Annotated in this window: 24 protein-coding genes; 15 read left to right on the top strand and 9 right to left on the bottom strand. The window is 62.6% G+C overall.

The window, feature by feature from the left end; translation table 11 throughout:
• Positions 1–5: 5 nt before the first annotated feature.
• The 5 genes from AB0O58_RS11975 to AB0O58_RS11955 all read left to right on the top strand — a co-directional run bounded on the left by AB0O58_RS11975 (position 6) and on the right by AB0O58_RS11955 (position 7,796).
• Complete coding sequence (locus AB0O58_RS11975) at positions 6–4,931, top strand: phage tail tape measure protein (protein ID WP_366238221.1); 4,926 nt, start codon at positions 6–8, stop codon at positions 4,929–4,931.
• 4 nt (positions 4,932–4,935) lie between these two features.
• Positions 4,936–5,271, top strand: a complete 336-nt coding sequence (locus tag AB0O58_RS11970; RefSeq protein ID WP_322544478.1) for a hypothetical protein — start codon at positions 4,936–4,938, stop codon at positions 5,269–5,271.
• Positions 5,272–5,483: 212 nt separating this feature from the next.
• The gene (locus AB0O58_RS11965; RefSeq protein WP_366238220.1) at positions 5,484–6,137 is read left to right on the top strand and encodes a hypothetical protein; all 654 of its coding nucleotides are present in this window, start codon (positions 5,484–5,486) and stop codon (positions 6,135–6,137) included.
• 13 nt (positions 6,138–6,150) lie between these two features.
• The gene (locus tag AB0O58_RS11960) at positions 6,151–6,507 is read left to right on the top strand and encodes a hypothetical protein (RefSeq protein WP_366238219.1); all 357 of its coding nucleotides are present in this window, start codon (positions 6,151–6,153) and stop codon (positions 6,505–6,507) included.
• A complete protein-coding gene (locus tag AB0O58_RS11955; RefSeq protein WP_366238218.1) occupies positions 6,507–7,796 on the top strand; it encodes a polysaccharide deacetylase family protein in 1,290 nt (429 codons plus the stop codon). Before AB0O58_RS11960 ends, AB0O58_RS11955 begins: the two co-directional genes overlap by 1 nt.
• Positions 7,797–7,866: 70 nt before the next feature.
• Here the strand turns inward: AB0O58_RS11955 and AB0O58_RS11950 are convergent, their stop codons facing one another.
• The 8 genes from AB0O58_RS11950 to AB0O58_RS11915 all read right to left on the bottom strand — a co-directional run bounded on the left by AB0O58_RS11950 (position 7,867) and on the right by AB0O58_RS11915 (position 11,253).
• Positions 7,867–8,061, bottom strand: a complete 195-nt coding sequence (locus AB0O58_RS11950; RefSeq protein WP_366238217.1) for a hypothetical protein — start codon at positions 8,059–8,061, stop codon at positions 7,867–7,869.
• Positions 8,062–8,126: 65 nt separating this feature from the next.
• Positions 8,127–8,357, bottom strand: a complete 231-nt coding sequence (locus tag AB0O58_RS11945) for a hypothetical protein (RefSeq protein WP_366238216.1) — start codon at positions 8,355–8,357, stop codon at positions 8,127–8,129.
• A gap of 163 nt (positions 8,358–8,520) precedes the next feature.
• The gene (locus AB0O58_RS11940) at positions 8,521–9,063 is read right to left on the bottom strand and encodes a hypothetical protein (RefSeq protein ID WP_366238215.1); all 543 of its coding nucleotides are present in this window, start codon (positions 9,061–9,063) and stop codon (positions 8,521–8,523) included.
• Between the two features lie 35 nt (positions 9,064–9,098).
• Positions 9,099–9,401: a hypothetical protein gene (locus tag AB0O58_RS11935; protein ID WP_366238214.1), complete on the bottom strand. Its 303-nt coding sequence runs from the start codon at positions 9,399–9,401 to the stop codon at positions 9,099–9,101.
• An 81-nt stretch (positions 9,402–9,482) separates the two neighbouring features.
• Positions 9,483–9,674 (bottom strand): helix-turn-helix domain-containing protein, encoded by a 192-nt coding sequence (locus AB0O58_RS11930; RefSeq protein ID WP_366238213.1) that lies wholly within the window; start codon positions 9,672–9,674, stop codon positions 9,483–9,485.
• On the bottom strand, positions 9,664–9,837 hold the full coding sequence (locus tag AB0O58_RS11925; RefSeq protein ID WP_366238212.1) for a helix-turn-helix domain-containing protein: 174 nt from the start codon (positions 9,835–9,837) through the stop codon (positions 9,664–9,666). Before AB0O58_RS11925 ends, AB0O58_RS11930 begins: the two co-directional genes overlap by 11 nt.
• 103 nt (positions 9,838–9,940) lie before the next feature.
• Positions 9,941–10,507 carry a hypothetical protein gene (locus tag AB0O58_RS11920; RefSeq protein ID WP_366238211.1) on the bottom strand — a complete coding sequence of 189 codons (567 nt, stop codon included), beginning with the start codon at positions 10,505–10,507 and terminating at the stop codon, positions 9,941–9,943.
• Positions 10,508–10,926: 419 nt separating this feature from the next.
• Positions 10,927–11,253 carry a hypothetical protein gene (locus AB0O58_RS11915; RefSeq protein WP_366238210.1) on the bottom strand — a complete coding sequence of 109 codons (327 nt, stop codon included), beginning with the start codon at positions 11,251–11,253 and terminating at the stop codon, positions 10,927–10,929.
• A gap of 2 nt (positions 11,254–11,255) precedes the next feature.
• Between AB0O58_RS11915 and eccCb the strand changes: the two genes are divergently transcribed.
• From eccCb to glmM, 8 genes are all read left to right on the top strand, one after another.
• Positions 11,256–13,922, top strand: a complete 2,667-nt coding sequence (gene eccCb / locus AB0O58_RS11910; RefSeq protein ID WP_366238209.1) for a type VII secretion protein EccCb — start codon at positions 11,256–11,258, stop codon at positions 13,920–13,922.
• Positions 13,919–15,415, top strand: a complete 1,497-nt coding sequence (locus AB0O58_RS11905; protein ID WP_287452502.1) for a type VII secretion-associated protein — start codon at positions 13,919–13,921, stop codon at positions 15,413–15,415. The genes eccCb and AB0O58_RS11905 overlap by 4 nt, the downstream gene beginning before the upstream one ends.
• Positions 15,416–15,602: 187 nt before the next feature.
• Positions 15,603–15,941, top strand: a complete 339-nt coding sequence (locus AB0O58_RS11900; RefSeq protein ID WP_032365623.1) for a WXG100 family type VII secretion target — start codon at positions 15,603–15,605, stop codon at positions 15,939–15,941.
• A gap of 64 nt (positions 15,942–16,005) precedes the next feature.
• The gene (locus AB0O58_RS11895) at positions 16,006–16,287 is read left to right on the top strand and encodes a WXG100 family type VII secretion target (RefSeq protein WP_032365622.1); all 282 of its coding nucleotides are present in this window, start codon (positions 16,006–16,008) and stop codon (positions 16,285–16,287) included.
• A 112-nt stretch (positions 16,288–16,399) separates the two neighbouring features.
• Positions 16,400–16,741 carry a TraR/DksA C4-type zinc finger protein gene (locus tag AB0O58_RS11890; RefSeq protein ID WP_027496343.1) on the top strand — a complete coding sequence of 114 codons (342 nt, stop codon included), beginning with the start codon at positions 16,400–16,402 and terminating at the stop codon, positions 16,739–16,741.
• Between the two features lie 183 nt (positions 16,742–16,924).
• Positions 16,925–17,368 (top strand): 50S ribosomal protein L13, encoded by a 444-nt coding sequence (gene rplM, locus AB0O58_RS11885; RefSeq protein ID WP_027496344.1) that lies wholly within the window; start codon positions 16,925–16,927, stop codon positions 17,366–17,368.
• Complete coding sequence (gene rpsI, locus AB0O58_RS11880) at positions 17,365–17,889, top strand: 30S ribosomal protein S9 (RefSeq protein ID WP_027496345.1); 525 nt, start codon at positions 17,365–17,367, stop codon at positions 17,887–17,889. The genes rplM and rpsI overlap by 4 nt, the downstream gene beginning before the upstream one ends.
• 106 nt (positions 17,890–17,995) lie before the next feature.
• Complete coding sequence (glmM, locus tag AB0O58_RS11875; protein ID WP_027496346.1) at positions 17,996–19,342, top strand: phosphoglucosamine mutase; 1,347 nt, start codon at positions 17,996–17,998, stop codon at positions 19,340–19,342.
• A gap of 21 nt (positions 19,343–19,363) precedes the next feature.
• On the opposite strand, the gene AB0O58_RS11870 is transcribed toward glmM, so the two are convergent.
• Positions 19,364–20,404, bottom strand: coding sequence for an LLM class F420-dependent oxidoreductase (locus AB0O58_RS11870; RefSeq protein ID WP_032371046.1), 1,041 nt, complete (start codon positions 20,402–20,404; stop codon positions 19,364–19,366).
• 150 nt (positions 20,405–20,554) lie between these two features.
• Here AB0O58_RS11870 and AB0O58_RS11865 point away from each other — a divergent pair, with 150 nt between their 5' ends.
• Positions 20,555–20,860 carry a type VII secretion target gene (locus AB0O58_RS11865; protein WP_027496348.1) on the top strand — a complete coding sequence of 102 codons (306 nt, stop codon included), beginning with the start codon at positions 20,555–20,557 and terminating at the stop codon, positions 20,858–20,860.
• Positions 20,857–22,758, top strand: a complete 1,902-nt coding sequence (locus AB0O58_RS11860) for a hypothetical protein (protein ID WP_283551074.1) — start codon at positions 20,857–20,859, stop codon at positions 22,756–22,758. The genes AB0O58_RS11865 and AB0O58_RS11860 overlap by 4 nt, the downstream gene beginning before the upstream one ends.
• The last annotated feature ends 202 nt before the right edge of the window (positions 22,759–22,960 follow it).

The following is a 22,960-nucleotide window of genomic DNA, read 5'->3' as shown; positions in this document are numbered from 1 at the left end:
GGTAGGTGGCCGAATTGGCCGGCGGAAGAATTGATATCGACGTTGTCCCTAATTTGGACAACTTTAACTCCACGCTTAATCGCGGCTTAAATGGCGCGCTTAAGATCGGTGCCGCGTTTGGTGTTTCGTTTGGTGCAGCTACTGCGTTCAGCGAGATTGTCTCGCTTGGCAATGATCTGACTAACACGTTGAATACGATGCAGTCCGTCTCGTCGGCCACCGCGTCGGAGATGGCTGCTGTGTCTGCGCGCGCTAAAGAGCTTGGCAACGACATTAGTTTGTCGAATACGTCGGCTACGGATGCGGCTGCGGCGATGACCGAGTTGGCAAAAGGTGGGTTCACTGTCGCACAGTCAATGGATGCGGCCAAAGGAACGCTACAACTTGCTGCTGCTGCTGGAATTGATGCGGCGAGCGCGGCTGAGATTCAGTCTCAAGCTTTGCAGGCTTTTGGGCTGGATGCTTCGTATGCGGGTAAGTCTGCTGATGTTCTAGCGAATATCGCCAATGCTGCTTCGGGCGAGATGACTGACTTCGCGCAGGGTTTGCAGCAGTCTGGCACGGTCGCTAAGGGCTTTGGACTTACCCTAGAGGATACGTCTGCCACTTTGGGATTGTTGGCTAAGGCTGGCATTCAAGGCTCGGATGCGGGCACGCTGTTGAAGTCTGCTCTTCTGGCGCTTACTGATCAGGGAAATCCTGCTCAGGGCGCTATCGAGGAGCTTGGGCTTTCGGTGTATGACGCGAATGAAAAGTTCGTGGGCATGCGTTCGCTGCTTGATCAGTTGAAGGTCGCTTCTGAGGGCATGTCTGATGAGCAGTACCAGGCTGCTACTGCGACTTTGTTTGGTTCTGATGCTATGCGTTTGGCGAGTATCGCGGCGGAGCAGGGCGCTACGCAGTTTGATCTTTTGCGGACTGCTGTTGATAAGCAGGGTACTGCTGCGGATGTCGCGGCAGCGAAGTCTAAGGGCCTTCCGGGCGCTATGGCGTCTATCCAGAATGCAACGGAAAATCTTGCGCTTGAGCTGTACGACCTGATCGACGGCCCGATGGAGCAGTACGCCCGAGCCGGTGCCGAAAAGCTCAATGGTGCATCCGGGGACATCGTGGACGGGTTCAAGACTGTCGGTTCGACTGTCGCGCCCGTAATCGGCGTACTCGGTTCTGCGGCAACGGCTATAGGTGGCCTACCTGGCCCTGTACTGGCTGCTACGGGGGCGTTGGTTGCCCTCCGGGTTACCGGTGTGGGTGCGGCGCTCGCGGGAGCTATGACGGCTACGACGGCCGCAACTTCCAGGTTCACGACGGCTATGGCTGCGCAGGCGTTCGCTGCTGCTGCTGCGGGCCGTCAGATGGGCGTACTGGGGGCTGCTACGGCGGTCGTCGGTGCTCGTGTCGGTGGCGCAGGCGGCGCACTGAAGTCGATGATGGGTGCACTCGGTGGACCGCTGGTGCTCGGAATCGTTGCCGCTGGTGCAGCGATCTATTCGCTCAACTCCGAGTTCAACAAGGCTGAGAAGCAACAGAATCTGTTGACCGGGTCATCTACCGCGATGGCCGCTGCACAACGGGATGTGGCGAAAGCGTTCCAAGCGTCTCAGGGTGCGATCTCAGACGACGTGTTGGGTGCTGTGGGTGTTCAGTTCGATACGTTCCTGCAGAAGCAAAACGAACTGGCATCGACTGCACCGGGATCGATGGCGATCTTCAAAGCTGCCGGCCAGGACATTGCGGGATGGTTCTCGGGAGTTGCCGAGGCAGGCACCGACGCGCTCAACTCCCAGGAAGAAGTTGCTGGCGCTGCCGAACGCATGAAGGGTGCGTTTGATCGCACTGGTTTGTCGACTGAAGAGTTGGCAGGCAAAATTTCCGGCACTCAGAGCGAGTTCGACACGTTCGCAGCTGTCCTTCGTAATTCCGGTGAGGGTGGCGAGGAAGCGGCAAACAAGGTCGCTGAGATGCGTGGCGAGTTCCAGCGTGCCCGCGACGTAGCCAAGAACGTAACCCCCGGTTTCTATGACATGTCGACGGCTATCAAGACTTTGGGTGACGAGTCGGCGTCATCCGAAGATCAGGTCAACGCGATCATGACTGCCCTCGATGTGATGACTGGTAAAGCGATCCCACTGTCGGACGCGGTGCAGAAATACAACGACACGATCCGCGAAACTGTCGATGCGACTGCTGACGCCATTGATCCAACCCGCGGTTTCGGTGATGCGCTGGTCGGCGCTAACGGTGCGGTCAACACGCAGACTGAGAACGGGTCGAAGCTCCGTGACACGATGCGTGACCTCGCGCGGGACACCGCAAATGTCACGAAGGCAACGATCGATGCCGCGTTGGAGCAGGGTGACACACTGCCTGCCGCGCAGGATAAGGCGCGCGCGGCCATTGCCGGCAACGAACAAGCGCTCCTGAACCTCGCCAACACCTACGGCGTGCCCATCTCGAAGATCCGGGAGATGGCGGAAGCCGAGGGGCTGTTGCCCGACGAGATCATCATGCTGGCCAGCCTCGAAAATGCCGGAACTGTAACTGAGCAGCTTAAGGCAATTGGGGGCCTACTCGGTGAGGTTGGACAGCCGCTCGATATCGAGGTCACTGCACTGTCCGACGAAGCTCGGGCGAAGATTGTCGAACTCGGTGGAACAGTCGAGACGGACATCAACGGCAAGCCTGGCATCGTCCGGATTAGCGCGCCTACGCAGGAAGCCCTTGATGCTATTCGGGCTATCGACGCCAGTGTGCGGGACATCCCGGACAAGCGGGTCACTGTCACGATTGACACTGCGTTGACTGCAAAGGCTCAGCGCGACTTCAACCGAAACGGCGTGCAAGGGCCGGTAGCTCCGGTTCTGATCCCAGACAAGGCGACGGGTGGCCGGCTGCCGACTACCGGTCCTGGTACTGGTGTCGTGGACGGCATTTTGGGTGTCACGTCTGCGGGCAAGCCTATCGCGAATGTGGATGCCGGCGAGTGGATCGTCAACCGTAATTCGTCAGAAGAGTATGACCGTGAGCTGGCGATGATCAATGCTGGCACGTTCCCGAAGCTTCCGGGATTTAAGGGCGGCGGGGTTGTCGGCGGCATGACCGAGTGGGTTAACAAGTATGTGCCCGGTCTGACAATGACTTCAGGTCTACGCAACACTGATGACGGCTACCATTCGACTGGTAACGCAGCAGATTTCTCAAACGGTAGCGGAAATACCCCTGAGCAATTGTCGTTGGCAGAAGCGATTTCAGAGGCTTATCCGGATTCGTTGGAGTTGATTTACGATGACCCGGCTTTTGCGGGACAGGAAATCAAGAATGGTCAGCGGGTCGATTCATCGTTTTATGATGGTGCGGGCGATCACACGAATCATGTGCATTGGGCTATGGCAGCGCCTCCCTCGTTGGATCGCATGCCAGGTGCGCTCGGCTACGCGGCACAGATGCCGCTGTCCGAACGGGACCAGATCGCGCAGGCCATCATCGATGAGGGCAAGCGCCGTGGCATCACACCCAACGGGATACGTGCAGCGCTCGCAACAGGTCTCGCAGAGTCCGATCTGCAAAACCTGCCCTACGGCGACCGCGACTCAACGGGTGTCTTCCAGCAGCGCGACAACGGTGCTTGGGGTACTGCGGAAGATCGTATGGACCCGACGCGTGCAGCCGGCATGTTCTACGAGCAGTTGGCGAAGTTCGATTACGAGAGCATGGATGCCGCAGCCGCAGCGCAACGAGTGCAGCAGTCGGGGTACGCGGACGGCAGCAACTACGCCGCACGCATGGCCGAGGCTGATGCATTGCTTGCAGCATCCGAAGCACGCGGTAGCGGGTACAACGCGGCAGGCTTCAACGGTGCTGCCAATGCGGACTGGGCTGAGAAGGACAAGCTCGCACTTGACTCCGCAATGGTCGCAGTACGCCAGGCTCAAGAGGACCGAGACGCAACGTTCGCGAACGACAAGAAGACGCAGGCTGACCGCGATCAGGCTGACATCAAGGTTGCACAGGCTGAGCAGAAGGTGCGTGATCTAGAAGCCAAGCGGGACAAGGCAACTGCATCGAAGGACGACAAGACGCCAGCACCGAACGCACCCGAGCTGACAACCAATCTCAGCGACGAAGAGATCGGTTTGAAGTCGGCAGAGTTGGCTGTGGAGAAGGCCAGGCTTGCACGCAACGAAGTGTATGCGGAAGCCGGTGTCACAGAAGCGGAGAAGCTCGATGCCGACCTGTCGTTGCAGCGGGCAAAGAATGCTCTCGATGCCGAACGTAAGAACCAGGCCGAGGGCGGGACAAGCGCCAACGGTGGATCAGCAACCGCATCAAACCCAGTCGATCTACTCGGCAACGTCGCCAAGTCGTTTGTCACAGGGCAGCTATCGGATGCATTGGGTGTCATCGGACTGAGCGAAGATATGGGCAGCATCGGCGCTCTCGTGACCGGGATAGCCAATTACAAGCCAGTCGACGGCAGTGAGGCCGCTACAGGCTTGAAGCAGTTGTACGGCAAAACATTCGCGGATCAACTGGGTATGGCAGCCGAAGTCAATCCTGACATGAAGTTCGACCCTCAGGAGTGGATGAAGAAGCTGGCGGATCAGTTGCTCGTGCCTGCTGTCTTACGCGACTCAGGTGGACCACTGCCGCACGGAATGGCAGCGCTCAACATGTCCGGCGACACAGAGCACGTCTACACCGGCAAGCAGAACAGCGACATGTTCAAGGAGCTGGCTTCGCTCCGTGCAGCAGTCGGCGGGCAGAACGGCAGTGGGCAACTCGATCTCAGCGAACTGAACAGACAAGTCAGTGCGCTGGCCGAGAACGCTTCTCGCCCCAACGTCACCTATCACACCGATTCGATTGCTGCCGCCATGCGCGAAGACCGCGTGAGGCAAACACGGCAGTCACTCACGTACTCGCGGAGGTGACGTAATGCCAAGAGCAGCCAACGCAGTATGCAACGAACTCGGATGCCCGCAGATCATCAAGTCCGGGCAAGGCAAATGCCCAGCACATCGACGGGCCGCCGACAAGAAACGCGGCACATCCACAGAACGCGGCTACGGCGCAGGACATCGACAGTTGCGCGCCATCTGGCAGAAACGGGTAGCAACAGGCACCGTCCTGTGTGCCCGCTGTCAGCAACTGATCGTGCCAGGCACACCGTGGGACTTGGACCACTCCGACGACCGCAGTGCCTACCTCGGACCGTCACACGCGACGTGTAACCGCGCAGCAGCAGGACGCGCAAGCCACCTGTACCGCTAGACAGCCCACACCGCAGGCCAGAGTGACACACAAGCGCTCTGGCCTGCGGCGAGGTGCTGCAACCCACCCTGGCACTGATCCCCACGCACACGCGCCCACGGGAGCCCCTGACCGAGGGCCGTCTGTGGTCGGACGGGTTCAAAACTTTGCGCAATACTGATCTAAGAGAGAGAAATCTAATGCCACTTGGCTATTCAACTGTCCGCGTAAACGTGGGCGCACTAATAATTGACGGTGTCGACTTCGATGATGAACCAGATGACGTGCCTGTTACTGGGACAATGGTTTTGACGCCGATGCTCGATCCAACACGGCCTGTGCAGGTGACTGATGGCGGTGTTGCGAAGATTAAGGCTATCGCACCGTTTTCGGTCGAGATTGGCCTGAACGGGGAGGTTTCGCACCGCAACCGGGACTACGTGAACGTTCCGGCTCCCACGTCACTCACGTCGAATTTGTCGATGTTGCAGTGGCGGGCCACTTTTAACGGTCTCAAGTTCGGTGCTACGGCGGTTACCTTGCCGCCCATCTACTTCTGGGCTGAACCTGGTCTAGAAGTGAACCTCGCGGATCACCTTAATGTTGGCCCGAATTCGACTGCGTTGCAGTTGTCTCGTGGTCCCCGCGGATTCGGTATCGGCGAGGTTGAGGCTGACGGAACTGAGTTGGTGTTTTTGTCGGAGGCTGATGGCGCACCTGAGGTTGGTCGTGTGACTTTGCCTCCTCAGGAGGCTGTGATTCCCGAGTACCTCAATAAGGCAGCACTCGACGGTAGTTATGCGCCCCAATCCGGTGACGGTTCCCCGGCTCAAACACTGACCACTGCTACCGGCCGCGCAATCGCGTTCGCCGTCGCCCTCGGATAGGAGAACCACTCTCATGGCTCAGAACCTGATGGCCGCGTCGAGCGGTCTCCCGTCCGTCCTGGTCTCGCAGCAGCTCACCGCAGCCGAGGTCACCCAGTACACGTGCCCCGCCGCGTCAGCCGCGAAGCTTGCTACCGCGACCGTGGTCAACACCTCCATCACGGCCACTACCGTCGCGCTGTCGATCGTCAAGAGCGGTGGCACGGCCGGAGTTGCGAACCGCGTAGCGACGTTCTCGCTTGCGGCCGGTGACTCGTCCGTTGTCACCGAGCTGGCGGGACACTTCCTCGGCCCCGGCGACTACGTCTCGGCCATCGCAGGTGCCGCGTCCGCGGTCACGCTCGTCATGTCCGGTGTGGTGTTCTCCTGATGGCGCGCCGGACACGTCAGAACCCGGCACTCGGGGCGCGCGACGCTGCAACACAGTTCGCAAACATCAACAATGCCGTTACGCCAACCGAGTTCCGCAAACGGTCTCAATCGACAGCCCTGATCAAGACCGTCGTCCCCGCGTATCAGGCTTCCCATGGTTGGGTCTCGTCGGGCGCGGGATTCGACGCTACGAACTCGAACCTCAACGACACCGCCGACGTGTTGCTCGGTGACCGGGCACTCAAGATCGTCAGTCTCACCACCGGCGCGGCAGCGGTCTACAAGACACTCGCGGCCCCGGTCGACGTGTCGGACTGCGACCTACGCCTGCGATTCAAGTACGACGACGCCAACCTCGGTGCCGTGCAGGTCACGGTCGGCAACTCGAACTTCTCGCAGGCATCGTCTCGGGTGGCGTTCACGACCGGTGGCACGATCGACTGGCCGTACCAGCGTGGCCGTTGGAACATCATCGACATACCGCAGGCCCAGTTCTCGGCGGGGGCCGTGTGGTCGGCCATCCAGCGCGTGCAGGTGCAGGTGTCACCGATCAACGACGCACCCACCACCGTGCACCTGTCGGGCGTGGAGTTCGTCAAGAGAGACCCATTCAATCAGGGTCCGGTCATCGTGTTCTCGTTCGACGACTCGTACATCGGACAGCACACCATCGCTCGGCAGTCGCTTCAAGATCGCGGCTGGAAGGGCACGCTGTTGCCGATCGTGGACCGCCTCGACTCAGGAGTCTCGGCGATGTCGACGGCGCAGGTGCAGGATTTGCACGACACCTACGGGTGGGAGGTCGGCGGGCACTCGTACTCCAATGCTTCCCACGCTCTCGGTATGCCCGCGATGTCGAGCGCCCAGAGGGTCGCGGAACTGGAGAGCATTCAGGCGTGGCAGGACTCGCTCGGGTTCCGGCCGTCGACGTTCGCGTATCCGCTGGGGTACTCCGACGCGGCCTCGCAGGCCGATGTCACCAAGTACTACACGACGGCGATGACGGCGTTCGCTCCGATGTTGGAGACGATGACACCGGCTCGCAGGTTCGCTATCCCACGAGTCAACGTCGGCACGCAGCAGGCGTCACTGGCGAGCTTGCTCACGTCGGTTGTTGCATCCAAGGGTTTGATGATCCTGTGCGTCCACGACATCGTTGCTTCGGGTGGAACGTCGAACGACATCACCACCGCGAACTGGAACACGCTCATCGCGAATGTCGAGACGGCGGTGTCGAACGGGGCGAAGATCCTCCGCGCGGACGAGGCGCTCGGCGGCATTCGGTAGGCCGTCCGAAAGGGTGCATAACGCGAGCAATGCACCTCCAAGAACCTGAAGGTGCATTGCCCAGCGTTGGTTAGGCGTCCTCCGCCCGGACGACACGCGCCTCAAGTTGAATGAACGCGTTGATCAGCGCCTTGATCGAATCTCTCGCGATGGCCGGTTGGTCACCCGCATTGTCGTTGAGCGCGGCGTCCATCTCGTCCAGCATCGACTTGCTGATTGAGAGGGAGTCGGGCATTTCTGCCTTGATGTCATCGAAATGGCCCACAGTGTTACTCCCTGAGGTTGGCGTAGTTTGCTGTCGAAGTAGCGGTTGTGACGTTCGGAGGCGGGCTACTCGTCGTCGGGGCTGTCCGTGATGAAGTACCAATCCAAAGCCCACGGATGCACAGTCAGAGAGATCGATCCGCGAGGATCATTGCCATCGACTCCTTCGATGACCACAGGATCGTGACTGTCAGTGTCGGGACTGTCGGAGTAGGCCAGTTCGCGCTTGAGCTTGTCAATGTCGACGCTTGGCTGAAGGCGCACGGTGTTCGCTGACCACGTAAAGAATTTAGGCATGGTGCGCATTCTGCACGAACTAGCGGGTAGACGGGGACGGTTCAGGCATCCGCTTCGTGCATGCGGATAGTTCAGACACCCCCACCCAGGCCCCCAGCCTCAGCGGCACACCGACGACACGACCTACGGTGAGGCGGACTTTTGTATGTACGTATCTGGGGGCTTATTCGGCATCCAGTGCGTTCGCCCCACCCCACACGCGACGCAGCTCGCGGACGAAGTGGTCAAGTTGGTCCTGGCTGGAGGCACCATCATTGCTCGATGTCGACAGGACAAGATCCGCCCCGTTGAGTGTCAGAGACCAGTTCGGGACGGTTGTCAGGACGTTTGATACGTACCTCGATGCGTCGGTTATCAACGTAAGCCGCTCAAGCGCGGAGAGCGGAGCCAGCCATGCAACTTTGATGGTCGGTTGAAAAGGGCCGGGTGCGTTTTGCTCGGATGCGGCCGTCCAATCTCGTGTTCCGAACCTTCCATCATCAAGCGTCGGTGAGTGCGCCTGAACGAATGCGATCTGTTTGGGAAGCAGCCAGAATGCGCGCCAGTTCGTTCGGCCGCTTGTTGTCCAGTGTTCTAGGAATGACGCGACCGGTGATTCTTCGCCTGCGAGGTCTAGTAACGGACCCTGCAATCCGATTGGGGCGGTGTCTGCGGCTGAAGCAAAGTGGTCGTCTACAGCTTGAATTCGTTCTTCCGTGTATTTCATAGCTTCTCCTCATTTTTGCCCTATGGATTGCCGTTTTAGCTATATGCGTTGGCGATGTTCCAAGATGCTGCACCGATGCCGGCTCCGAGCAGGCCGCCGATGATCGCACCGGGGACCGCGCCGATTACGAAGAAGGGGAGACCGGCCAGCCCGCCGAGGATGACGCCCGCGGCCGCGCCGATACCGCTTCTTACTTCGATGGTGTCACCGGGCGGAAGAGCGACTGGGGTGGTTTCGATCTGGCTTGATCCGGGTGTGTTGACGGGTGCCGCGGAGGCTGCTGTCGCTCCGAAGAGTGCGATGAGTGTGGCTGCAAGGATGGCGGCGATGGTTCTCAAGGGGAGTCCTTTACTGTTTGGGGTGCAAAGCGTAACCGTCAGTCGGGTTCGATCTAGGTTTTGTCGGTCATTTGAATGACTTCAGCTTGTGCATTCGCCTTTGAGCCATCGTGTGACTTCGGAGCGTTCGATGATCCAACGGCCTTTGTGCATGCGTTGGTAGCCGATGAGGTCACGTGACCAGAGTGCTTTGTAGATGTATTCGAGGTCGCAGCCGGCCAGGGCGGCAATCTCGTTGGGGGTCACGTACTGGGAGGAAGTGTCAATTTCCAAGGCGTATCCATTTGTCGAGTTCGGCGGGGTCGATGAGCCAGCGCCCTTTCGGCTTCTTGCGTTGAAACCCTTTTAGTTCGCCGGTGAGTAGTGCGTCGTAGACGAACGCTCTTGAGCAGCGGGCTTTCACGGCTGCTTCGCCGGGTGTCAAGTAATCGGTCACGATGTCAATGCTAGATGGTTCGTTTTTGGGCCATCTTGAGTGCTCGTGGCTAGACGCTTCAATGTTGTTGGCAACTTCAACACGAGAAACCTGCTGTTCGCGGTCAGTCGCCGCGGCTCCATGCGACGACATCTAGTCCATCCGTCTCGATGACGAATTCGCCTTCTCCGCGACCTTCATTGAAATACGCGTATAACCGCTCTGGCTCTACCTCGGCTGCGAAGACAACTCCTTCGCCGCGTCCGAGTAAGTCTCCGCTAGCGAACCTGGCAGCGATGTCACGGTTGTTCGTCCACGACATACCGTGTCTGTATTCGGGGGTTGCTCCCCGGTAGAGCGTCAACGGCTCAGTAGGTCGCTCCTGCGAAATTCCGTCCACGGTGTAACCGAAAGCCTCGAACATCGTCACCCACTCCTCTTTGCTGAGTTGAAAAGTGGGATACTCCGAGCCCACCCACGCAGCCTCTAGCGCTTCCCCGCGTGAAGTTGGATCTAGGTAATCGAATACGTACGACAGAATCGCCGGGAAGTCGTTTCTGCCCAAACTGTGCATGCTCATGACTTCCTTCCATGTAAGGTCACGGTCGGCCATCTGCGCATAGTCCAGCAAGGCATCGAATTGCTCTTCAGCGGAACCGCGGAACTTGGTGGTCGGGGTTTCGGTTCTCATTGTTGTGCCTCTCTTATTTATTGTGGTGAGCGTATTCATAGCTGCTTAGTGTTGGCAATGAAATCGGCAACAGTTGCCTCGTAATGGAGCAGAGTCCAGGTCAAGTTGCTGGGGACTAGCAACTTCTGAGTTGCCGCGGGCATCGACCCTACGGGGCTGCACGTCACCGGACGGAGCTTCGCCCTGTGTCTTGATGCCCCAGTGGAGCGCCCCAGTGTTAGCCCGCTGACCGTCTCATCCCACGACCTCTAGCCCTCCACGCACGTGAGCGTGAAGAGCTGTCGGTTGACCCTGCTGTCAATGATCAGTCGACGGCACGGCTCCACAAGCCTGGTCTTGGGGATTGTCAGCACACGCAACAGGAGGCCGCTGGTTAGCGTCGGGCAGGCCCAGAGAACGACGTAGAGCTACGTTCTGGGTCAGCGAGCGTTACGGCACTGAGGGCAAGTGACCGGCACAGGCGGCGGGGGAGCATTCACCGTCACCACACACTCACCGCATTGGTTGCAGCGAAGTCGAATCTTTCCGGTCAGGTCACTTGCGACTAGATCTGACATGGCTTGAGAGACGTGCTGAACAACGAGGCCATCGGCTGCCATGCCTGACGCTTCAATCGCACGGAGGTCGTCGGGGTCAATGCCGGCGACGTTGGCAACCTGTCCGATTGTCAGGTGGTGGGCGGTGCGCACAAGGTAGAGGGTCTGGCCGACGATATTGAGCTTGTCCAGCTCGTCGAGGATGCTCATGCGTGCCACCCGAGCGCCAACACGATCTGGCATGTGCCGATGAAGGCCGGGTAGATGCTGATTCCGGCAAGGATGGTGAGGGCGTAGGCGCGACTCAAAGCGTTCTTGTCGGTGGTCGTAGTTATGCTGCGGTTACGGTTCACAACGGGTACTTCCGTTCGTGGGTCGAGGTCTCGGTTGCGGGAGGGACGCCCGCGCCGGGACCGTCTTGTCAGGGCTTACAGTGCACAACCCTGACATTCACTGGGCTCGAGGCCGCGCCGCACGTTGCGGCCGTGATCACCAACCTGTCCGAGGACCTGGCTCTGGTCGACCGGATGCGTGATGCCCTCGCCGGCGAGATGAACCGTCGGCAGGAGTTGCTGCGCTCGGCCGGAAACTTCGCCAATGTGTCCGACTACGAGAAGGCGCGCGCAGCGGGAGCTGCTCTGGCGCCGTTGCCCGCTCTGTTCGTGGTGGTCGACGAGTTCTCGGAATTGCTCAGTCAGCAACCGGAATTCGCGGAATTGTTCGTGGCGATCGGGCGGCTCGGACGTTCGTTGCACATGCATCTGTTGTTAGCCAGTCAGCGTCTGGAAGAAGGCAAGCTGCGCGGACTCGACAGTCATCTGTCCTATCGAATCGGTCTGAAAACGTTCTCGGCCAACGAGTCACGTTCTGTTCTCGGTGTTCCCGACGCGTACCACCTGCCTGCTCAGCCCGGTGCCGGCTATCTCAAGTGCGATTCGGCCGAGATCGTCCGCTTCGCTGCGGCCTACGTGTCCGGACCGTACGTTCCGCCACGTTCGAGTGCGGGGGCACCCGCCGCGCAGGGCGTCGATATCCGTCCGAGGCCGTTCACCGCATATCCCGTCATGGTCGATCCCGTCGAGAACGACGTCCGTGTCGAGCCGGTGGTCGAACCGGATCCGGTCGAGAACGACGACACCGGCGCGACCGTTCTCGACGTCGTCGTCGGCCGAATCGCAGGTCGCGGTATGCCGGCCCACGAGGTATGGCTACCGCCGTTGGACAAGGCACCGACACTGACCCGCTTACTGCCTCGGTCGGTACTGAGCGGCGGCGTCGATGCGCTGAGCACACTTCGTGCTCCGATCGGCATCATCGACCGGCCGTTCGATCAGCGGCGGGATCTGCTCACCGTCGACCTGTCCGGTGCAGCCGGGCACGTGGCGATCGTGGGGGCTCCGCAGTCGGGGAAATCGACGGCCCTTCGGTCGCTGATCATGGCTCTGGCGATGACGCACACACCCGCTCAGGTTCAGTTCTACTGCTTGGACTTCGGGGGTGGAACGCTGGCCGGGTTGGCCGAACTACCGCACGTCGGATCGGTGGCCAACAGATTGGACGTCGACCGAGTGCGCCGGACCGTGGCCGAGGTCGCGGCTGTCGTTCGTCAGCGGGAGAAGACTTTTCGAGATCGCGGCATCGATTCCATGGTCGAGTTCCGGCGGCTGCGGGCGATGCAACCGGTCGATGCGAACGACCGGTTCGGCGACGTCTTCCTGGTGATCGACGGATGGCAATCCATCAGATCCGACTTCGAGAGTCTCGAACAACAGATCGCGACGCTGACGACCCAGGGACTGGCATTCGGTCTGCACCTCGTTCTGACGGCCTCTCGCTGGGCAGAAGTGAGGCCCGCGACGAAGGATCTGATCGGGACCCGGCTCGAGTTGCGACTCGGAGATCCGTCGGACTCGGACATCGGCCGAACGAAAGCCGCCAGTGTGCCGCAGGGCCGACCGGGCCGGGGCATGACCAAGGACGGTCTCCACCTGCAGATCGCACTGCCTCGGGTCGACGACCGTCGATCGGTGGCCGACCTGTCCCGAGCTGTCGCAGAGTCCGTCAGCGCGATCGCCGCAGCGTCCACGGGGTCGCCTGCCCCGCCGGTCCGCATGTTGCCGGAGATGCTCGAACGGTCGGAGGTGCTCGATCGACTCGCCGGCGCCTGGCCCCGCGACCGTGGCACCGTTGCGGAACTGAGGGTTCCGATCGGCATCGACGAGGCCGAGCTGGCTCCGGTGACGGTCGACTTCGCCGAGAACCCACATTTCGTCGTCTTCGGCGACAGCGAATGCGGGAAGACGTCCCTGCTGCGGGGGATCTGTCGATCTTTGGTCGATGCGAACCCACCCGATCGGGTGAAACTGATCGTGGCGGACTACCGTCGAACTCTCTTGGGCACAGTCGATTCCGAGCATCTGGCCGGCTATGCGGCCGCGCAGGCGACGTTGACGGCGATGATCGTCGATCTCGCAGGCAGAATGAGCAGGCGCATGCCGGGATCGGACGTGACCCAGCAGCAACTTCGCGAGCGGTCGTGGTGGGACGGGCCCGAGGTGTTCGTCGTCGTCGACGATTACGACCTGGTGGCCACGGCGTCCGGAAACCCGTTGTCGCCCTTGGTCGAGCATCTGCCACACGCCCGGGACATCGGACTGCACCTCATCGTGGCGCGTCGCTCGGGCGGGGCGGGGCGGGCACTGTTCGACCCGGTGATCGGGCGGCTACGCGACCTGGTGACTCCGGGATTGGTCATGAGCGGGAGCCGAGACGAGGGGAGCTTGATCGGCACCGTGCGTCCGAGCCCGATGCCGCCCGGACGTGGAGTGTTCGTCGATCGGTCCGGCCCCGCGCTCGTGCAGCTCGGACACTCGAGTTGACGAGGGCGCAGTGGCGTTACGCGGCTGTGCATCTGAGTCATTCGGAGATTTCTGTCGTCGCGTCCGGTGCGACGCTGCAGGGTCCACGCGAACACGTCGGATCCGCATACGCGGTATCGGAGGGTGGTCGTCTCGTCTTCGGGCGGGCGGGCGCGGACACCGAGGTCCCTCCGCTGCTGTGTCTCGACGATCGATCGATCCTCGTGGGCGGCGCAGTGTGGGATCGCGGCGAAGTCCTGCACGGGATCGTGTGGTCGGCGCTGCAGGGAGCCGGGATACACGACCGACTCGATCTGCTCGAGATCGCGTATCCCTCGACGTGGGGCGACGAGCGTCGAGAGCTCCTCCGAGCCGTGTTCGCCACGTCGGCGAGCGAGGTCGTCGTCGTGGAGACGGCGATCGCCGCGGTCGCGTCGGCAGGAGAACGCGCACCGGCTGCTGCGGTGGTGATCGAAGTGGGCACTCTCGACACGACGGTCGTTCTGGTGGACGAGGCAGGAACTCACGGCTGCGACATCGGTGCAGTACTTGCTGTCGGAGAACGAAACGACAGCTGGCGACGACGAGCCGACGACTACCTTCGATCGTCGGTGTCGCAATGTCCCGAGGACATTTTCATCGTGACGGAGTCGGGTTCGAGCTCGAGCCCCGCTGCGGAAGATCCGGCACGATGGCTGACCGGTCTCGACGTGGCCAGGTCTCTGTATCGACGTGCGGGAGCGGAGGTGGAGACTGCCCCGCCAGGTCGAGCCGCGGCAGGGCGCTCGGCGGCATGGCTCGACGAAGTGACCGTCGCGGTGCCACCTCCCCGAAGAAGCGGATTGCCGGTTCGAGCGTTCGGTGCGGTGGCCGCATCGGTCATCGTTGCCGGTGGTGTCGTTGCACTGACGTTCGTCCTTCGGTCTCCGGAAGAGGTGGCCGTCGCGACCTCGCCGCCGTTCGCGGTGCCTGCCACCCAGGCGGTGTCGACGACCGAATCCACCTCCGCGACCGAAGCCGCCCCCACGACCGAAACGACCTCGGCGACAGCAGTATCGGCGACGAGCGAGTCACCGTCGGTGATCCCGTCGGCGACGTTCGTCTCGGGCCGGGCGTCGCTGCGACTACCGGCGACCTGGACCAGGATGGAGGACCCGGCCCGGATGGTGTTGATTCCGCCGACAGCACCCGAGCGTCGCATCGTCGTCACAGTGCAGGAATTGGTGCCCGGCTCGACGCTCGAACAGGTTGCGTCCGAGCTCGGTGCGGCAGTCGACGCGCGTGGACCCGACTCCCCGATCGGATCGCTGGAGCCTGCCCGGGATTTCGGAGGTCGGGTGGGGATCTCGTACGTCGAGCGGCCGGCCGATGCGTCCACAGTGTTGTGGCGTGTGCTCGTCGAATCGGATGTGCAGGTGAGCATCGGCTGTCAGTTCGAGGGACCGGACTCGTCCGCGATCGACACCGAATGTGATCTGGCCACCCAGACTCTGGAGCTCGTGCCGATGCGTTGAGGCCGCCGCGCAGATTTTCGCCGTATACCGGAACCGAACCGAGGGGTGGCTGCGTCCAAGGAGATGTAGGGGAGTGAGCGGGCCGCACGCGGTCCCTCGGTCGAGCGTCATGTGCGCCGCGGGCGTACGTGGATACGAAAATCGAAGCAGAGGAGTCGAAGTGGGATATCCAGGGGGACCGGAATCTATGGGTTCGTCGAACGGCGTCACCGTCACACCGCAGGAGCTCGTTGCTGCCGGGGCGACGATCGAGGGCCTGAGCGTGTCGATCGATGCGTCGAACTCGGCCGTGCGTTCCATCGTCGAGCAGACCGCTGAGGCATGGGTGGGCAAGGCCGGCAAGTCGTTTCAGGATGTCATGTCGCAGTGGGACACCAGTGCCCAGAAGATGCGCAGCGCGCTCGAGCAGATCTCGGCGGACATCAAGACCAACGGCCACGGCTACTCCGATGCGGACGACGACAACGTGGCGGCTGTGAACCAGGTGGCGGGATCGCTCGGTTCGGGACTGACCACGTTCAACTGACGGCACGACCGGCCACCGAACGGCCGACCACACGACCGAGCTCTATCTAGGAGACTGATTCGACATGAAGTACGACTTCGCTCAAATCGCGGCGTTGACCGAGGCGATGAACAAGCAGGCGAACGTGACCAAAGACCTTCTCGCCGACGTGGACGGCACTGCGAAGAGACTTTACGAATCGTGGGAGGGCGACGCGATGACGTCCTACTACGAACTCCAGCGTCAGTGGAACTCCGCATCCGACGAGCTCAATCTCATTCTGTCGAGCCTCGTCGCGGCCGCCCGCACCGGCGGCGAGGCCATGCACGGGGTGGAGATGGCGAACAAGGCGCGCATGGCGCGCTGACCGTCGACCACGAGCGTCGTATGCCCCGATCGGCACTTGTCGGTCGGGGCATACGACTGTCGAGGGGGCGCGACACCTGGCGTGGGTTGCGGTGGCGGTGTGTACTGGACGGATGACGGATTTCGGGACGGCGATCGATGCCGAGCGTTCTCGCGCCGAACACCGCCTGCACTCCCTTCGCGACGAGCTCGCGTCGGTCATCGAAGGCAGCCGGTGGACCACCGACGACGACGAACACGACCCGGAGGGTTCCACCATCGCCTTCGAGCGTGCCAAGATCGCAGCCCTGATCTCCGACACCGAGTCCGAGATGCGCGAGCTCGACGCCGCGTCCACGCGGTGGGATCTCGGGACGTACGGCACGTGCGAGCGGTGCGGAGAGTCGATACCGGCGATCAGGCTCGAGGCATTGCCTGCGGCCCGCCGCTGTGTGCGGTGCGTTCGCCTGTCCTGAGCCGGTCTTCCGCGTCGGAGGCGTTTTGACCTGGGTGCCGGCTCCCGGTATCGTTCCCCGTTGGCGTGTATGGGCTCGCCGCATTTTTCGATGCGCAGAGCTCTTGTCCTCGGGTCTCAACTGGCCGCCGAGGGCATCCACACGTCTTGGCCAGCAGCGACATCATGAAGACAGGAATTTTCTGTGTCTACTTACGCCCCGAAGGCCGGGGACACCACCCGGACGTGGCATGTGATCGACGCCACGGACGTCGTGCTCGGACGCCTCGCCGTCCAGGCCGCGACACTGCTCCGCGGTAAGCACAAGCCCACCTACGCACCCAACGTCGACGGTGGCGACTTCGTCGTCATCATCAACGCCGAGAAAGTTGCCATCAGTGGCAACAAGCTCGATGGCAAGTTCCACCACCACCACTCCGGCCATCCGGGCGGTCTGAAGTCGCGCTCGACGCGTCAGGTGCTCGAGAACAACCCCGACCGTCTCGTGGAGAAGGCCGTTGTCGGCATGATCCCGAAGAACAAGCTCGGAAATGCCATCGCGAGCAAGCTGAAGGTCTACGCGGGACCGAACCACCCGCATGCCGCTCAGCAGCCCGTTCCGTTCGAGATCAAGCAGGTGTCCCAGTGACGGCGCCGGAGGGAAATGACGTGACGTCGCAGGAGAACATCGAAGAGATCGCCGCCGACGAGTTCGTGGCAGTGGAAGATCCCGAGGTGGCCACGGAAATCGAAGCTGCTGCAGCTCCGGCCCCCATCGTGTTCGATCGCCCGATCCAGACCGTCGGCCGCCGCAAGGAAGCCGTCGCTCGTGTTCGGTTGTCCTCGGGCACCGGTGGATTCAAGCTCAACGGCCGCACCCTCGAGGATTACTTCCCGAACAAGGTGCACCAGCAGCTGATCAAGGCTCCTCTGGTGCTGGTCGACCGCGCGGAGTCCTTCGACATCGTGGCACTGCTGCACGGTGGCGGACCGTCGGGACAGGCAGGCGCGCTGCGTCTGGCCATCTCGCGTGCGCTGATCGAGCTCACCCCGGACGATCGCCCGGCTCTCAAGGCCGCCGGCTACCTCACGCGTGACGCGCGTGCGGTCGAGCGCAAGAAGTACGGCCTGAAGAAGGCCCGTAAGGCGTCGCAGTACTCCAAGCGCTGACGCGTCTTACCCGTTCCATCCTCGAGGGCAGGCTCCAGCAAGATCGGATGCCTGCCCTCGAGGCATTTTCCGACGATGTTCTCTCTGTTCGAAGGGGTCTTCATTCATGGCGCGATTGTTCGGCACCGACGGAGTGAGGGGACTCGCAGGCGGGGTCCTGACGGCAGAGCTCGCCATGACCATCGCCCGGGCTGCCGCCGCCGTGCTGGCACCGGATGTCGACGGTGGTCGACGGACAGCGGTCGTCGGCCGTGACCCCAGAATCAGCGGTTCGATGCTCGGTGCCGCAGTGTCGGCCGGGCTCACTGCCTCGGGTGTCGACGTGATCGACGTGGGCGTGCTGCCGACCCCCGCGGTCGCCTACCTCACCGGCGAATACGGCGCGGCGCTGGGCGTGATGATCTCCGCCTCGCACAATGCGATGCCCGACAACGGAATCAAAATTTTCGCCGCAGGCGGGCACAAGCTCGACGACGACATGGAAGATCGCATCGAGGCGTTGCTCGGGGTGGACGGCCGCACCGAGAAGCCGGTCGATGTGACCGGCGCTGCCATCGGTCGCATCGACGTCGCTCCCGACGCTGCCGAGCTCTATGCCGGGCACCTCGTCGCACCGCTCTCGCACCGACTCGACGGTGTCACCGTCGTGGTGGATTGCTCGCACGGTGCAGCCTCGACGGTCGGACCGGAGATCTACCGCCGGGCCGGTGCGACGGTCGTGGCGATCAACGCCGAGCCCGACGGGCTGAACATCAACGACGGGTGTGGTTCGACGCACCTGGAAGGGCTGCAGAAGGCTGTCGTCGAGCACGGGGCCGACCTCGGGATCGCGCACGACGGCGACGCCGACCGCTGCCTCGCGGTCGATGCCTCCGGTGCGGTGGTGGACGGGGACGCGATCATGGCTGTGCTGGCCATCGCGATGAGTGAGAACGGCACGCTGACCGACAACACGTTGGTCGCCACCGTCATGAGCAATCTCGGGCTCCACATCGCGATGCGCGAAGCGGGAATCACGTTGCGTACCACCGCGGTCGGTGATCGATACGTCCTCGAGGAGTTGCGCCGCGGAGGGTACGCACTCGGTGGTGAGCAGAGCGGACACGTCGTACTCCCTGCGATCGGGACGACCGGCGACGGGATCGCGACCGCACTGCGTGTGATGGAGCGGATGGCCCGGACCGGACGCACCCTGGCGGATCTGGCGTCGCCGATGCGCACGCTGCCCCAGGTGTTGATCAACGTACGTGTCTCGGACAAAGCTGCGGTGGCGTCGGCGCCGTCGGTGTCGGACGCCGTGGCCGTCGCCGAGCTCGAGCTCGGCCAATCGGGGCGAGTTCTGTTGCGTCCCAGCGGGACCGAACAGCTCGTGCGAGTGATGGTGGAAGCGTCGGAACTCGACGTCGCGACCCGGCTCGCCGAGGAGTTGGCGGGCCGGGTCGCGGCGGTCTGATCGTCAGGCAGTGTCCGATCGTCAGGCGGTGAGTGCTCGCAAGGCGGTGAGCTGCGCGACGCGTCCTGCGGTGTCCTCGGCCAACGGTGCGACGTTGAGTGTCGTCACGCCGGCTTCGGCGAAGGCTGCCACGCGCTCCTTGACGTAGCTCTCCGGTCCGATGAGATTCACCGAACGCGCGAGCTCGTCCGGAACCGCCGCTGCTGCTTCCTCTTTCTTGCCGGCGAGGTACAGGTCCTGAATCTTCTCGGCCTCGGCTTCGTAGCCGTAGCGCTGAGCAAGGGAGTTGTAGAAGTTCTTACCCTTGGCCCCCATGCCGCCGATGTAGAGCGCCAGGTGCGGCTTGACCCAGGGGAGGTACTTGTCGGCGTCCTCGCCGATGGCCAGGGTGGGACTGGCGAACACCTCGAGTTCGCCGAGTGACGGATCGCGTTTGGCCTTGCCTGCGGCCAGCGATTCGCCCCACACGTCGGCTGCCTTCTCCGGGAAGTAGAAGATGGGCTGCCAGCCCTCTGCGATCTCTGCGGTGAGCTCGACGTTCTTCGGTCCGAGAGCGGCGATGACGACCGGAATGCGTTCGCGCACAGGGTGATTGATCAGCTTCAGTGGCTTGCCCAAGCCGGTTCCCTTGTCCGCCGGCAACGGGATCTGGTAGTGCTTGCCCTGATACTGCACTTTTTCTCGACGCCACACCTGGCGGCAGATCTCGATGACCTCACGGGTTCTGGCGATGGGTGCGTCGTACTTGACGCCGTGGAAACCCTCGACGACCTGTGGCCCGGATGCGCCGAGTCCGAGAACGAAGCGCCCGTCGGAAACGTAGTCGAGGCCGGCGGCCGTCATGGCCGTCAGCGACGGCGTTCTCGTGTAGATCTGGAAGATGCCCGACGCGATCTTGATCGTGCTCGTCTTGGCCGCAAGGAACCCGAGTTGACTGACGGCGTCGAAAGAATAGGCCTCGGGCACGAAGATGATGTCGAGGCCCGCCTTCTCGAGTTCGGCTACCTCGGCAACGGTCTCGGTGAAACCACCGCTGTAGTTCAGCATCGTTCCGATGTGCATGGGACTCCTCGTTCTCGAGTAGCTGGTGGAGCTGCTCGGTTGTCTGTTACCGACGTTTCGTATCGGGACGTTACCGCTCGCCGGGGAACCGATGGGAGTCGGCGCACGTCATAGAGGGAAAGGGGCACTTCGAGCGGGAACGGGCGGGCGATGAGCGACGGATTCTGGGTGGACGCGGTCCGCGTGCGCGAGGTGGCGAACTCGATGACGGCGTCGGCGGAGGCCCTGGGCACGGCGGCCGATTCGATCGCATCACCGGGATTCGGTACCGCCGCCGCAGGACGGAACTACGGAGACCTGGGCGCGGCCTATCTCGACGCCCACTCCGGGCTCGGGCGAGCCGTCGGGGTGTGGCGATCGTCGGTCGACGACATCGCGGATGCCCTCGTCGCCGCGATGAGCGCGTACGAAATACAGGACGACGCCGGTGCCCACGCGATCGACTCGTTGCGGTGACTGTTTCTTCCACCTCGCCCGCCGAGGCAGCATCGGTCGACGAGATTCTCGACGCCAATGCCGTCGGGCTGCTGTACTTCGAGCGTTTCCTGCCGTTGGCCGAGCGCGTGCCCGGCAGCGAAGTCCCGCGCTACGACGAGGTGTGTGCATGGTACGACGAGCAGCGCGGCCTCAACCTGGATGCTTTGACGTCCGACGCAGATGCGGTCGGGGCGATGGCTGCGGCGCTGAGCGAACAATTGGACGAGCAGGCGCAGCTTCTGATCGTTCTCCGACTGCGGTGGCACGGTGACGCCGGTGAGACGGCGCAGCAGTACGTGGGCACCGAGCAGGAGAGAGCAGGAGTGCTTCTCGACTCGGTCGAGGATGCGCTGCAAACGATGTACGCGGCTGTGGACGTACTGCGTGAGGCTGTGACCGACAAGGCCGAGCTCGTCGGAAGCCTCGATACCGACGCCGTGGAAGGACACGATCCCGACCGAACCGATGCGCTTCTGCTGGCCTCGGGCATCGAGTGCGTCCCGGTCGACCGGGCAACCGTGTTCGCCCGCCTGGCACCGGCGTTTCCGGAATGGGCCGAGCGATTCGCGCGAGCAGACGTATCGGACGAGTTCGCGGCCGAGGTCGCCGACCGGTCTCGAGAATGGATCGAGGGCGAGTTCGTGCCACATGTGCAACGCACGTGTGCCGCAATGTCGTCTGCCTGCACGGCCACGGACACGGCCGTTCGAGAGTGCTTGGCCCTGGTGGTGAAGGTCATCGAGGAAGTCGTCCACCCCGTGTTCGACGAGCTCGACGAGCGCAGCTGGGTGCCGCTGGTTGTTTCCGAGCACTCGAGCGAGCGGTCGTCGCCCGAGAACTCCCCAGCGGCGGTCACGGCCGGAGCCGGGGGAGATGCAGCCGTCACCGGACCCACATCGACAGCCCAACCTCCGTCCGAGGTGCTGGCCTCGGCTCAACCGGCACCTGCTCCGGATACACGTGCCACCGGTCCCAAAGCGTGGGGCGAAACCGAGAACGACAATGGTCGCGAAGACAGTCGGGTCGATGCAGTCGCCGGACTCGTCGACGGCATTGTGGACGGCATTGTGGACGACATCGTGGACCGGGTTGTCGAGGCGCTCGGTGACACGACCGGCGACGGGAGTGTCAGTGACGAGACCGATGCCGACCCCACCGCAGAATCCGGCCCCACCGCAGAACCCGACCCCGCCTCAGAACCCGACCCCACCGCAGAACCCAATCCGACTGCAACGCTCGATGATCCGCCCGCTTCGATCCCGTCGCCGGAATTCGGTGATGCATCGAAGGTCGTCGGCGAGCGCGGCCATCTCGAGGCCGAACTCGACGGCCATCGTGCCCGTATCGCGCTCGAACACGATGGGGCCGTATCGCTTCGACTCGAGACACCGGGCCTCGGGGTGCGCACGTTCGAGTTGCGCGTTGGTCCCTTCGGGTTGCCGGAGATCGTCGAAGTTCCCGGGACCGTCGACCCGAGCGGTGTCGGGGTGTCGAACCGGTCTTCGGCGACCGTGGAACCGCCGGAGCCCGCCGCGGGGGATCGAACCACACCCGATGCAGAACCCGAGATCGAACCGGCACCTCCTTCTGCCGAGTCCGGCGCTCCCGAGCCGAACACAGCGACCTCACCGCCGGTGGATGTCGCACCGGCCGACGAGCCGCAGGTGGGTAGTGAACCGACGGACTTGCAGCCCGCATCGACCGCGGACACTCCGGAGGTATGCGTTCCTGAAACTTCGGGCGAGGAGCGCTCCGTCCGGCAGGGCTCGAACGAGACTCATGAGGTACCTGCAGCTCCCGTGGCCCCTCCGGTCACCGAACCTCAGCCCAGCTCGGCGGGGTCCGGCGCGGGCTTGAGCGAGGCGGGTGCACTGTGAATTCGGACCCCGCGTGGCGTCGTGAACTGCACCGTATTCGCGACGCGCATCGGTCGGCGATGGCGGATGCCGCCGAACGGCTACGAAATCCAAGAGAACCGGCGAGAACCGATGTGGGGCAGGGGGTTTCGGACCCGTTGAGCGGAAGCGACACTCGGTCGGCAGCGGGCTCGGTTTTGCGCCCGGCTCACCTGGATCGGCG

Source organism: Rhodococcus sp. NPDC080181 (assembly GCF_040702225.1).
Classification (GTDB): domain Bacteria; phylum Actinomycetota; class Actinomycetes; order Mycobacteriales; family Mycobacteriaceae; genus Rhodococcoides; species Rhodococcoides fascians.
Note: the sequence above shows the minus strand (reverse complement) of the source record. Positions and strands in the feature narration are given on the sequence as shown.